The organism is Nitrosospira multiformis (genome assembly GCF_900110185.1).
GTDB classification, from domain to species: Bacteria; Pseudomonadota; Gammaproteobacteria; order Burkholderiales; family Nitrosomonadaceae; genus Nitrosospira; species Nitrosospira multiformis_A.
Genome location: NZ_FOCT01000003.1, coordinates 41,119 through 54,236 on the forward strand (window position 1 = coordinate 41,119; position 13,118 = coordinate 54,236).

Here is a 13,118-nt window from a genome sequence, read left to right on the forward strand (position 1 = left end):
TTTTCGATATTATCGCATCAAACCGACTTCGGTTTGAGAATACTTGCGACGCTTTTGCGGGAGGCGTGCAGGAATGGATGTCTTGGCGCAATGTAACCGCCTGCATCCTCCTGTCGCCTTTTTTCAATGGCAAGCCGGCACAAGCCGGCTGTCATGCCGCTTACACCTTGCTGTAAATCTCTGTTCCCTTTGCTACAAATTCGCTCGCTTTTTCTTCCATGCCTTTTTCCAGGGCCTCTTGCTCGCTGACACCTTTGCTCGCCGCAAAGTCGCGTACATCCTGTGTGATTTTCATTGAGCAGAAATGCGGACCGCACATCGAACAGAAATGGGCGAGCTTTGCGCCTTCCTGCGGCAGAGTTTCATCATGGAACTGCCTTGCCTTGTCAGGATCGAGACCAAGGTTGAACTGATCTTCCCAGCGAAACTCGAAGCGTGCTTTGGAAAGAGCATTGTCGCGTAACTGTGCACCGGGATGTCCCTTTGCCAGATCTGCGGCATGCGCAGCAATTTTATACGTAATGATGCCGTCCTTGACGTCATCCTTGTCCGGCAGGCCGAGATGCTCCTTGGGCGTTACGTAACATAGCATCGCGGTACCGTACCAGCCGATCATGGCTGCGCCGATGGCAGAGGTAATATGATCATAGCCAGGGGCGATGTCGGTAGTGAGAGGCCCCAGCGTATAGAACGGGGCTTCGGCACAATATTTCAGTTGCATATCCATGTTCTCCTTGATGAGATGCATGGGAACATGGCCGGGGCCTTCGATCATTACCTGCACGTCATGCTTCCAGGCAATCTGTGTCAGCTCACCGAGCGTTTTCAGCTCCGCAAACTGGGCTTCATCATTCGCATCATATATGGAACCGGGGCGTAATCCGTCGCCGAGGGAGAAGCTTACATCGTAAGCCTTCATGATTTCACAGATTTCCTCGAACTGCGTATACAGGAAACTCTCCTTGTGATGTGCAAGACACCACTTCGCCATTATCGATCCGCCGCGGGAAACGATACCGGTGAGGCGTTTTGCCGTCATCGGAACATAGGCAAGTCGTACGCCGGCATGAATGGTGAAATAGTCCACACCCTGTTCAGCCTGCTCTATCAGCGTATCGCGAAAAATTTCCCAGGTCAGATCTTCTGCCTTGCCATTTACTTTTTCCAGGGCCTGGTAGATCGGCACCGTGCCGATGGGAACGGGACTGTTACGTATGATCCATTCGCGCGTCTCATGGATGTTTTTGCCAGTGGAGAGGTCCATCACCGTATCGCCCCCCCAGCGTATTGCCCATGTCATTTTCTCGACTTCTTGCTGAATGCTTGAGCTTAGTGCCGAATTGCCGATGTTTGCGTTGATCTTCACCAGAAAGTTGCGCCCGATGATCATTGGTTCGGATTCGGGATGGTTGATGTTGGCGGGAATGATGGCGCGCCCCCTGGCGACCTCGTCACGTACGAACTCAGGCGTGATGTGGCGGGGCAGAAACGCACCGAAATCATGACCCGGGTGCTGGCGCGCAAGCAGTTCCCGGTGTTGATCGGCCAAATGCTCGCAACGCTGATTCTCCCGTATGGCTATAAACTCCATTTCGGGTGTGACGATGCCACGTCGTGCATAATGCATCTGTGTCACGTTTGCTTCAGTCCTGGCGCGACGTGGATTGCGCTTCAGGTCGAAGCGCAATTCGGCCAGCCGCTGGTCGTTCAGACGTTGCCTGCCATAGATGGAAGCCGGACCCGAAAGAACTTCCGTATCGCCGCGTTCATCTATCCATTTTTCGCGCAGCGGCGCCAGACCGGAGCGAATGTCAATTTTGACCGCCGGATCGGTATAAGGGCCGGAAGTGTCATAGACATAAATCGGCGGGTTTTTTTCCGCTCCCATGCCGGCTGGCGTATCGGACTGGCTGATTTCTCGCATGGGAACCCGGATATCCGGGCGGGAACCGCTCAGGTAGATTTTTCTTGACCGGGGCAGAGGCTTGACCGCGCCTTCGTCAACCTGCGCGGTCTTGCCCGAAAAGGGTGATGGAATTTGTACCGCGCTTGAAACTGTTGCATTCATATTACGCTCCTTGAGTGCCATAAAGGAGCGGGACAACCGGACAACCGATTCCCAGCTTCCCTACGGCGGCATTATCCGTGTCAGGTAGAGGAACCGTCGAATAGGCGTGATATGCAATGTACTTATTCGCGGGTTCCATGAGGGACTCTCTCACCAGTTTCCGGCTGCTTGCGGAAACGGACCCCTAGCTGCTGCTGTGAAGCTAACGGAAATGTGGAATAATTGCAAGTTTGTTATGACATTTCATATAGGAGCAGATGGTTGGATATGGATCTCGAACAAAGTCGGTATAACATGGTGGAGCAGCAAATTCGTACGTGGGAGGTGCTGGACCAGGAGGTTCTCCAACTATTGTTCGAGCTGCGGCGCGAGGAATTTGTCCCGGCAGCTTACCGTTCACTTGCATTCGTCGATATGGAAATCCCGCTGGGATACGGGGAGGTAATGCTCGCCCCCAAGGTTGAAGCGCGGATTCTGCAGGAGTTGAGAATTAATAATACCGACAGAATTCTGGAAGTGGGGAGTGGCAGCGGTTACATGACTGCGCTGCTTGCCAAAAAAGGCGGATTTGTTCATAGCGTGGAAATCGTGCCGGAACTGGCAGCCATGGCCGAAAAGAACCTGCGGAACCACCAGATTGCCAACGTTCTGGTGGAAAATGGCGATGCTGCCCGCGGCTGGACCCAGCACGGTCCCTATGATGTTATCGTCCTGACCGGATCCACCCCGGTGCTGCCGGAGGGATTTCAGAAGAGCCTTAAAACTGGCGGGCGTCTCTTTGCTGTAGTGGGCGATCCACCGGTAATGCAGGCTCTTCTGGTTACTTGCGTGGCACAGGAGGAAAACGGGCGCGCGGGCGCGTATAGCACAGTCGGCCTGTTCGAAACCTGTATTGCGCCACTCAGAAATGCGAAGCAACCGGCGAGATTTACATTCTGATCTTTCGGCCCGAACTTCAGGAATTGCAGTCCACGCGACGTATCCATTGCTACCTTCCTATAGCTATCCGTCTATCTTTAACTGTAGTCAACAAAGATGTTCCTTCCACGCAGCGCAAGGCAATCCGGAATTAAATCCAAAATTGCGATGTACGTCCATGCGCTCCTGTTTATCGGAGCGCTGAGCACTCCGCTGCAGGCTGCGGACATGATGGACATCTATCATGAAGCGCTGGAAAATGACGCGCAGTTTCGCGCAGCCCGCTTCACGCACCAGGCCGCCCAGGAAAAACTGCCCCAGGGCCGGGCCGGCCTGCTGCCCACGGTTACGCTTGCGGGGGTGCGCCGGCGGCAGTGGATTGATATAGAAAGAATCGGGGGAACTGGAACGGCGACCGGAACGGGTGTGGCCGTCAGACCATCCGAAGTTGTCATCGATAACCAGAGCCTGACCATTACCGCAACCCAGCCGATTTATCGCAAGGAGAATTTCGCGATCTACGAACAATCGAAGCTTCAGGTTGCGCAGGCCGATTCGGAGTTCATCATGGCAGCGCAGGATCTGATCCTGCGTGTAGCGCAGGCTTATCTGGATATTCTGTTGGCAGAAGTAAACGTGGAGGTTGCAGAGGCACAGAAAAAAGCCATCAGCGAGCAACTGGCGCAGGCAAGGCGCAACTTCGAAGTCGGGACTGCTACCATCGTCGACACTCACGAAGCTCAGGCGCGTTTCGATCTGACGGCTGCGCTGGAAATAGGCGCGCTGAACGAACTTGAAGTGCGTAAACGAACACTCGAACAGATCATCGGGCGGATACCGGAAGATCTGGCCCATCCCACGGAGACACCCTCCGATCTGCTGACGCTGAAGTACCCCAGGATGCAGGATTGGATCAGCGTAGCTGAACAGAACAATCTCGCGCTGAAAGTCCAGGAGGCGGTGTACGAGATTGCAAAGAAGGACGTTGAACGGGCTCAGGCGGGACATTATCCGACACTCGATCTCGTTGCGATATACAGTGACCAGAAAGGGGTGGGGGGTACGATCACAGGGCGCCCCATTGACCTGACATCCAAAGAAATCGGGGTACAGCTCAGCTTTCCGCTGTTTCAGGGTTTTGCCGTGCAGTCGCGCGTGCGCGAAGCAGTGGCTATCCAGGAAAAGGTGTTGCAGGACCTGAACAATACCCGGCGCAACAGCGTACTGCAGGTAAGCCAGCAGTATCTCAATGTCACCAACGGCATTGCGCAGGTAACGGCGCTGAAGCAGGCGCTGGTATCCAGTCAGAGCCAGGTCGATTCCACCAAACTCGGCCAGGAAGTAGGGGTCCGAACCGAGGTGGACGTGCTGAACGCACAGCAACTGTATTATTCCGCGCGGCGAGACCTCGCGCAGGCGCGCTACAATTTTCTCATGTCACGATTGCGGTTGAAGGCAGAGGCGGGAGAACTGGACGAGGAGGATTTGAAGGAGGTGAACGATGTGTTGTTCCGGCCACAATTCCCAGGCCTCCTCCAGCCACCGCTTGCCGCGCATTGACGGGCGGCTGCCTAGGTGGTAGATTTTCAGGGGAAGATATCGCCTTTTCTCACTGAAACGTGAAAGGTGGCCATGCACCCCGATGGGCGCCCCGAAGCAGGCCTTTCACCAAAGGGATGCTACGCTGCCGTAACTGTTTTTCAGGCCACTGTCGTCTTCTCCTCCGGACATCCCTCATTTCAGGAAGGTTGCCAATCTTATCCCGGAAATTGATCAATCCAACATTCCTGATCATGAATTCGTCCTCTGCTCCCAATTCCTACTGGAATCAAAAACCTGTTCTCTCCAGCAGTCAGAAGCCCAGCGGTATTCGAGACACTCGGCCGAAGGAAGACGACTACGGCGTACTGGATGCGAAAACGTTCGATGCAATCGAAGCCGATGCATTATTCGATTCGGTCAATCACGCTATTACTCATGCGGGGCAATCGGTGCTCTATCGCTCGCTTGCGCGGCCAGAGACAGATGCGGCGCTGATTCAAAAGAAACAGGAAGCAGTACGGGAACTCTCGTCAAATTCAATGCTTCGTGAAGCGCTTCAGCACTTCGTCGATACGATGAAAGAGGGAGAGCAGTCTCTTTATCATTTACTCTACGGTACTTTTACCGGGGGAATTGCGGTAGACAATTCCAGGGGCGGTAAAGATGAAATGGAGTTTAGCGGATACGGTTACCATCAGTTCATCGATGGCACGGGGTTTGCGATCGACATGGTCGAGACGGTGGAAATTCTACCTCAGCCGCAAAGCGCTTATCTGCGGGAGCTATTCCAGGCTGTTCGCGACTTTGGCAAATCGAGGATCTATTCCCTGATGCGCGGACCTGTTTATGTCTCCGAAGGAAAATTCAAGACCCGGGAAGAAAAGCCGCGCTATCTGCCGCTCTCGCGCTTCACGCCCTCCATGTTCAAGCCGATTCCGGTATTTTTCGCTGTGGCTGCGCTCGGTGCGGCGCTTTATTTTTTTCAAGGATTGCTGGCGAGTTTCGGTATCGCTTATCTCGGCTATGGGATACTCGTGCTGGCAGTGCCGATTTTGCCCGTTGTTCTGATTGCAATTGCCGCCTCCGATCGCGATACTGTCATTTATCCACTGCGCAAGCTGTTCAAGCACAGTCCTGAACTGGCGCGATTGGTGGATGTGCTAGGAATGCTCGACGAGCTGCTATCCTTCCATCGCTATTCAGTAGCCTTCGGCGGCCAGATGACTTTGCCGGAAATATCGGAAAGCGAGCGGCACGCACTGGAAGTCACGGAAGCGCGGAATCCCGTACTCGCGAGGGCCAACTCCAATTATGTGCCGAATGATGTTTCGCTCGATGATGCCGGCCGCTTGCTGGTCATTACCGGGCCCAACAGCGGCGGTAAAACTGCGTATTGCAAGACAGTCGTCCAGATTCAACTGCTGGGACAGATAGGTTGCTATATTCCCGCTGCTGTCGGACGTCTGGTGCTGGCTGAGCATATTTTCTACCAGGTACCGGACCCCGGCCATCTGGATGAGGGTATGGGGCGCTTTGGCCATGAGTTGAAACGTACGCGCGAAATTTTCTTCAATTCCACGCCGCGCAGTCTCGTCGTGCTGGATGAGCTTTCTGAGGGAACGACGTTCGAAGAGAAGATGGAACTCTCAGAGTATGTTCTCGCTGGTTTTTACAAGCTTGGCGCAAGCACCTTGCTGGTTACCCATAACCATGAACTGTGCGAGCGCTTGCAGGACAAGGGGATAGGCCGCTATCTCCAGGGTGAGTTTTCGCCACAGGGTCCGACCTACCGACTGATTCCGGGTGTTTCCCGAGTGAGTCATGCAGATCGGGTTGCGGCTGCACTGGGTTTCAGTAAGGAAGATGTGGAAAAGCACTTGGCCAGCCGCAGCTAATTGAAGGGGATTAGCAGGTGGAGCGAAGAGAGATTTTATACTGTTGACCGCATTTTGTTCTTTGTAACGCTTCGTCTTGTTCTGATTCAGACATAATGAGCTATTGCTGAATTATCCAGAATTCCCGTATAAAGAACCTCACTTGGCTTCCTCAAATGGAAGGCTGTGTGAGTGCGCAACGCCTCGCGGCAACGCCTCTGCGGATTGGGTCCGCCGCCATCTGATCCTCGATCATTGCAAACTGTGGTGGGCTCTGACAGGAGCAGCATTCATAACTGAATGACAACAAAGCGAGTGATTGCTCGCAGGTTCGCACTGAATCCAGACGTCGAAAGGGTCAGATATGACTAAGTCTTTAATAACCGGAGCCAACGGATTTGTCGGCTCCGCAGTAACGCGCTGTTTACTTGAAGCGGGCCATGAGGTGCGCTGTCTTGTCCGGCCGGGAAGCGACCGGCGAAACCTTGATAAGTTGCCCGTTGAAATTTCGGAAGGTGATTTGCGTTCTGCTTCCTCGCTGAAACGGGCAGTCGCCGGGTGCGATAACTTGTTTCATGTGGCAGCAGACTACCGCCTGTGGGTACCCAATCCGGACACCATGTACGAAATCAATGTAAAGGGAACCCGGGCACTGGTTCTTGCAGCCGCCGAAGCTGGAATGAAACGCATGGTCTATACCAGCAGTGTGGCGACACTGGGCACGGCTGAAAATGGCGTTCCTGCCAACGAAGATACGCCGTCCAGCCTGGGATCGATGTGCGGACACTACAAGCGATCGAAATTTATGGCTGAAGAAATTGTTCAGCAGATGACCCGGGAACATGACCTGCCCATGGTCATCGTCAATCCTTCCACGCCGATAGGACCGCGTGATATCAAGCCAACCCCCACCGGCCGCCTCGTAGTGGATACATTGCGTAATCGAATGCCGGCATACGTGAATACCGGCTTGAATATCGTGCACGCTGACGATATCGCTGAAGGCCATCTGCTGGCATACAAGCATGGAAAACCTGGCGAGCGTTACATCCTCGGGGGGGAAAACATGACCTTGCTGCAGATTCTGCAGAAAATCGATGAGATAAGAGGCAAGCGGATCAGGCGGCTTGGCCTTCCCGTCAAGCTGGTGGTGCCCGCTGCCTGGTTGATGGAAAAAATGTCCGCCGTTACCAAGGTTGAGCCGCGCGCTACCGTGGACAGCGTCTCCATGGCAAAGAAAAAGATGTTCTACTCCAGTGACAAGGCCGTAAGAGAACTGGGTTATCGCTATCGCCCGGCTGCGGCTGCGCTCGAGGATGCAATGAACTGGTTCCAGGCAAACGGTTACTGTGGCTAGCCCGGATATTTCATCGACTCACGGATAATGGCGAGGGGGACCAGCCGGCACGTTCTACTGTGCGCCTTTTCGGCTTCTGTCCACCTGTTCCGGGGTAACGAGGCTTCCCCGGTTGCCCCATGAGTTACGAATATACGATAGTACCAGTGCAATCTCCTTGTCGGGCAGCACTTGCGCAAATGGCGGCATTCCGTAGGGACGCTGCTGGACCTCGGTGACAGGAGCATATCCGCCATTGAGAACGCTGCGGATCGCATTGGTCGGGGATGCCATTGTCACTCCACGGTTGCCGGCAAGTGCCGGATAGCTTCCCAGTGCGCCTTCCCCCAGATTTCCATGACAGTCCTGGCAATAGGTTTCGTAAATCTGTCCCCCTTTTTTAAGTTGCTTATCGACTTCTTCGGTAAGAGGAGGGGCGATTCCACGGGAGCGAGGCTCGGTTTCGGGCAAAGACTTCAGATATTTCGCCACGGCGCGTGCGTCGTCTTCTGTCAGGAACTGGAGACTCTGGCTGACAACATTCGCCATCGGGCCCGTAGTCACAGCCCGCGAAGCGGATCCGGTTTTTAGCAATCGCGTAATGTCTTCGATCGGCCAATCCGCGGTACTGGCTTCCTGCAGGGAAGTCAGTGATGGCGCATACCAGTTTGAACCCATGAGCTGACCTCCTCCCAGGATATCTCCTTTGCTTATTCCCAGTAGGTTGCGCCGGGTATGACATGCGTTGCAATGCCCGAGCCCCTGCACGAGGTAGGCCCCCCGGTTCCATTCGTCATCCTGCAGCGTGTCAGGAAGATATATGCCGGGAGAAAAATAAATAAGCTGCCAGACCTGCAGCAGTGGACGCCAGTTGAAAGGGAAATTGATGCGGTTGGGCGCATTGCGCTGCCTCACGGGTGGAAGCGATTGAAGGTAGGCAAAGATGGCATCGGAATCTTCGCGCGATACCCTGGTATATTCCGAATACGGAAATGCCGGGTAAAGGAGATTTCCATCGCGCCCCCTGCCGCTATGGAGAGCCCGCCAGAAATCTTCCTCGCTCCAGAGGCCGATACCCGTTTCTTTATCAGAAGTGATATTAGGCGTGATGAATATGCCGATCGAAGTATCGAGGAGGTGTCCTCCAGCGTATGGGAGTCCGCTATAGGCCGTGTGACAACCGAGACAGTTGCCAATGCGTGCCAGATAAGCACCGCGTGCTCGTTGCGCCTCGATTTCGGCAGTATCGCGTATCTCCGCTACCTCCGGCTTTTCAGCTGCGGGTGACAGCGTAACGGGGGGTGTCAGCAAAATGCTCAAGCCGGTAAACCCGGCAATCAGGATTGTGACGAAACCGTATCTCATTTGGGAGCGTTCGCTTGTGGAATGATGCTGGCGCAGCGTCTTGCCAGCCTTTTGGGTAGTTCTGCTCCCGCGCCAGCGTGCCTCTCGTCCGACTCCGGAACAGGTTGCGCAGCCAGCCACATGGCAACAGCGCTTACCTCTTCGGTGGTAAGCTTCTTTGCTATTTCCGACATGCAGTCGGGCGTCCGCCCGCGCATCAGCGCCCCATGCTGCCAGTTGCCGAACTGGGCCATGATATATACGCGTGGTAGACCAAGAAGGCCGGGAATGAATGGTGCTATCCCCATCAAATCCTTGCCGTGGCAACCGACGCAGGCCGGTATATTCCGGCCTGCGTCACCATGATCGATCAGTTTGCGCGCTATCTTGACTTTGGGCGATGAAGCCCGCATTGGTTCAGGTGGAGGAAAGGCTTGTTTTAGCGAGGCAAAATATTCGGCCATCTCCCACAGATAGGCGTCGGGCAGGCCTTCGAGCAGCAGGGCCATGGGGCGGTAGTGGCGGCGGCCATCCCGAAAATTCCGCAACTGATTGAAAAGATAGCCTTCCGGCTTGCCGGCGATGCGAGGGTAATATTCATCTCTACCCTTTTTATCTTCCGGGCCATGACAAATGATGCATGCCTTCACACGTTCTTCCGTTGTGTCTGGAATCTCGCGGGCTACAGCAGGCAACCCGATCAACAGCAAGGCGATCAGGGCTGATTTAACGAGGATAGGAGGACTCATTGTGAGAGGCTCTTCTTATAAGGGATTGCGACGGTTGCAATAAAAAATTATCCTCGATCGGGATTACGCTAGCGGGCAAATCTGCGCACCACTGTCATCAGCTCATCGATTGCTGTGTCTCCGTCTCCCGACTTGATCGCGCTCTGCATGCAGCCATGGGTATGATTTTCCAGCAGACGCATCGCGACAGCGTCGAGCGCGGACTGAAGCGCGGATACCTGGTTCAGAATGTCGACGCAATAACGGTCTTCCATGATCATTTTCGCCACGCCGCGCACCTGACCCTCAATGCGGTTGAGCCGTTTTATCAACGCTTCCTTATCCGGCTGTACCACCGCAGTTGGCGTGTGGCAAGGTTTCTTCTCAGTTTTCGACTTCAAAGCCCGCATCCTTGATTGCCTCCCTGAATTGATCGGTATGAGCCTTGGAAGCATCATACTCGATGGTCACCTGTTGCTGTTCCAGGGAGACATTTGCATTGCTCACGCCAGGTATCTTTTCCAGCACATTCTTCACACTATTGACACAGCCCATGCAGGTCATTCCTTTGATTTTTACGACTTCTGCTTGCATTTTCTGCCTCCTTTGGTTGGCTGAGGTTATTAGCCTCTCATCAGGTGATGAAGCTCAGGCATTCGCTCGCCAGCGCTTCAACAACAGCGAATTGCTTACCACCGACACCGAGCTCATTGCCATCGCCGCACCTGCAATGACAGGATTGAGCAGACCCATCGCTGCAAGCGGTATGCCCAGCACATTGTAGAAAAAGGCAAAGAAAAGGTTCTGCCGGATTTTTCCCAATGTCCTGCGTGAAAGCGAGATGGCGTCGACCACACTCATCAAATCATCGCGCATGAGGGTGATGTCGGCTGCCTCGATCGCAACGTCCGAACCCGCGCCGATGGCAAAACTTACGTCAGCCATTGCCAGTGCGGGCGCATCATTGATTCCATCGCCCACCATGCCGGTAACTTTGCCACTTTCCTTCAACTTACCCACCTCTGTGGCTTTGTCCTGTGGCAGCACTTCGGCCCGATACGCGGTTATCCTCGCCTGGCCTGCGATTGCAGCCGCGGTTGGCGCATTGTCGCCAGTGAGCATCACAACCTCGATACCCATCGCTTTTAATCGCTCCACCGCCCGTGCTGAAGTTGGCCGGAGCTGGTCGGCGATGGCGAGATAGCCCAGCACCTGGGCGGGTTCCTTGTCAGAAGGCGTATTCACGGCGGCAAGACCGATAACCGTCTTGCCTTCGGACTGGAGGGCGGATACCGCGTTCTCATCAACCCCCGCCCCGTGTTCCCGCAGGAATCCAGGTGAGCCGAGAATATACCCCATATCGCCAATATTGCCAGCGATGCCACTGCCGGTGATAGCCCGAAAATTCGTTACAGATTCGGGTTGAATACCCGTTTTACTGGCATATTCCATGACTGCTTTTGCCAGAGGGTGTTCCGAACCCTGTTCAAGGGTTGTCGCAATACGCATCAGTTCTCGTTCTGTAAAGGATCCGGCAGGAACGATATCTGTAAGCGCGGGTTTCCCTTCGGTGAGCGTCCCTGTCTTGTCCAGGATGAGCGTCTCGATTTTTCCGGCATGCTCGAGCGCTGCGGCATTCTTGACCAGCACGCCGCTCTGCGCGCCGCGGCCCACGCCTACCATGATGGCTGTCGGGGTCGCCAGTCCGAGGGCGCAGGGACAGGCGATCACCAGCACCGCCACCGCGCTGACCAGGGCCGGGACAAAGTTACCCGCCAGCCACCACGTCAGGATAAAAGTCAGGACACTGATGGCAGTCACGATTGGCACGAAGATACCGGATATGGTGTCCGCGAGGCGCTGGATAGGCGCTTTCGAGCCCTGGGCTTCCTCAACCAGGCGAATAATGGCGGCGAGTTGGGTATGTGCGCCGACGCCTGTAGCACGGCATTTCAGCATGCCCTGCTGGTTTACAGTAGCGGCGTATACCGTGGCGCCTGCCTGCTTCGCCACGGGGAGGCTTTCCCCCGTCAGCATCGCTTCGTTTACACTGGATGCGCCTTCGAGGACGACGCCGTCTACCGGCAGGCTCTCGCCCGGGCGAACCAGAAAAATATCGCCCACCTTGAGCGTACTCACGTCCACCTCGATGATCTCGCCGTTGCGTTCCACACGCGCTGTCTTGGGTTGCAGCTTGACGAGTTCCTCGATGGCAGCGGAAGTCCTGCTTTTCGCACGCGCTTCCATCAATTTGCCGAGCAGCACCAGAGTGATGATGGCCGTGCTCGCTTCGAAATAGACATGCTGATCCAACCCCAGCAACGTAACCACCGCGCTGAAAAGATAAGCCATGCTGGTGCCCAGCGCGACCAGGACATCCATATTCGCGCCCCCGCCTCGCAATGCGTGCCAGGCACCTACATAGAAGCGCTTGCCTATCCAGAACTGTACCGGCGTGGCCAGCAGCAGCTGGAGCCAGCGCGGCAGCAGTTCCATCTCACCGCCCCAGAACATCGGCCCCATCTGCATCAGCAGCGGCGCGCTGAATGCCATGGAAATCCAAAACATGCGAAGCTCCGCCTGATAGACAGCCAGCTTGCGGGCTTTTTCTTCGGCACGACTGGTATCGCTGAGTTCCCGGGCTCCATAACCGGTTTTGACGACAGCATTGATGATATCTTCCACTGTTTCCACGGCAGGGTTGTAATTGACCTGCGCTGTTTCAGTTGCCAGATTGACGGAGGCGGTAACACCCGAAAGCTTGCTCAATGCCTTCTCGATCCGGGCGCTGCATGCCGCACAGGTCATGCCAGTGATCTGCAACTGCACCGACTGAGGGGCGACATGGAAACCTGCTTTTTCGATCGAATGGATCAGGTCTTCCGGTTGAGTGGCCGAAGCGTCAAACTCGATCCGTGCTTTTTCGTTGGCGAAGTTTACTGCTGCCTGCACGCCGGGGAGCTTATTGAGGTTTTTTTCGATGCGGGTCGCACATGCCGCACAAGTCATGCCTTCGATGGGGAGTTCGATATGCCTGAGAGTAAGAGAGCTCATGATGGCGCCTCCAAAACGGTCAGCCAAACTTTATACCCTATAGGGGTATATGTCAAATCCCTTCGGTTGTCAAATTCCCTTAATTGTTACACCCCCTTAGCCGTCACATCCCTCGGGATGGCCTGCCTTTCGTACATTTGATCCCGCATACGACAGACCTGCAAGGGTTTGTGATGTGTTCCGGATTTTCTCAATGCGAATTCAATGAACCCTTCATTTTGCCCCACAGATTGCAAATACCCGGGCATGGTATC

10 protein-coding genes are annotated in these 13,118 nt (G+C 54.9%); 4 read left to right on the forward strand and 6 right to left on the reverse strand.

Features of this window, described 5'->3' with window-relative positions; all coding sequences use genetic code 11:
- Nucleotides 1–160: 160 nt before the first annotated feature.
- Complete coding sequence (gene thiC / locus BMY01_RS04275) at nt 161–2,068, reverse strand: phosphomethylpyrimidine synthase ThiC (RefSeq protein ID WP_074745101.1); 1,908 nt, start codon at nt 2,066–2,068, stop codon at nt 161–163.
- A gap of 267 nt (nt 2,069–2,335) precedes the next feature.
- Here thiC and BMY01_RS04280 point away from each other — a divergent pair, with 267 nt between their 5' ends.
- From BMY01_RS04280 to hpnA, 4 genes are all read left to right on the forward strand, one after another.
- Complete coding sequence (locus BMY01_RS04280) at nt 2,336–3,007, forward strand: protein-L-isoaspartate O-methyltransferase family protein (RefSeq protein ID WP_074744652.1); 672 nt, start codon at nt 2,336–2,338, stop codon at nt 3,005–3,007.
- A 207-nt stretch (nt 3,008–3,214) separates the two neighbouring features.
- Complete coding sequence (locus tag BMY01_RS04285; protein ID WP_254772600.1) at nt 3,215–4,546, forward strand: TolC family outer membrane protein; 1,332 nt, start codon at nt 3,215–3,217, stop codon at nt 4,544–4,546.
- Nucleotides 4,547–4,779: 233 nt separating this feature from the next.
- Nucleotides 4,780–6,423 (forward strand): MutS-related protein, encoded by a 1,644-nt coding sequence (locus BMY01_RS04290; protein ID WP_074744654.1) that lies wholly within the window; start codon nt 4,780–4,782, stop codon nt 6,421–6,423.
- A gap of 343 nt (nt 6,424–6,766) precedes the next feature.
- Nucleotides 6,767–7,759: a hopanoid-associated sugar epimerase gene (gene hpnA, locus BMY01_RS04295; RefSeq protein ID WP_074744656.1), complete on the forward strand. Its 993-nt coding sequence runs from the start codon at nt 6,767–6,769 to the stop codon at nt 7,757–7,759.
- Nucleotides 7,760–7,813: 54 nt separating this feature from the next.
- On the opposite strand, the gene BMY01_RS04300 is transcribed toward hpnA, so the two are convergent.
- The 5 genes from BMY01_RS04300 to BMY01_RS04320 form a co-directional block, all read right to left on the reverse strand.
- On the reverse strand, nt 7,814–9,103 hold the full coding sequence (locus BMY01_RS04300; protein WP_074744658.1) for a c-type cytochrome: 1,290 nt from the start codon (nt 9,101–9,103) through the stop codon (nt 7,814–7,816).
- Entirely contained in the window at nt 9,100–9,831 is a 732-nt protein-coding gene (locus tag BMY01_RS04305) for a c-type cytochrome (RefSeq protein ID WP_074744660.1), read from the reverse strand. The genes BMY01_RS04300 and BMY01_RS04305 overlap by 4 nt, the downstream gene beginning before the upstream one ends.
- Before the next feature lie 68 nt (nt 9,832–9,899).
- Nucleotides 9,900–10,211: a metal-sensitive transcriptional regulator gene (locus BMY01_RS04310; RefSeq protein WP_254772601.1), complete on the reverse strand. Its 312-nt coding sequence runs from the start codon at nt 10,209–10,211 to the stop codon at nt 9,900–9,902.
- The gene (locus tag BMY01_RS04315) at nt 10,195–10,404 is read right to left on the reverse strand and encodes a heavy-metal-associated domain-containing protein (protein ID WP_074744664.1); all 210 of its coding nucleotides are present in this window, start codon (nt 10,402–10,404) and stop codon (nt 10,195–10,197) included. The genes BMY01_RS04310 and BMY01_RS04315 overlap by 17 nt, the downstream gene beginning before the upstream one ends.
- 54 nt (nt 10,405–10,458) lie before the next feature.
- Complete coding sequence (locus BMY01_RS04320) at nt 10,459–12,864, reverse strand: heavy metal translocating P-type ATPase (RefSeq protein WP_074744666.1); 2,406 nt, start codon at nt 12,862–12,864, stop codon at nt 10,459–10,461.
- Between the last annotated feature and the right edge of the window lie 254 nt (nt 12,865–13,118).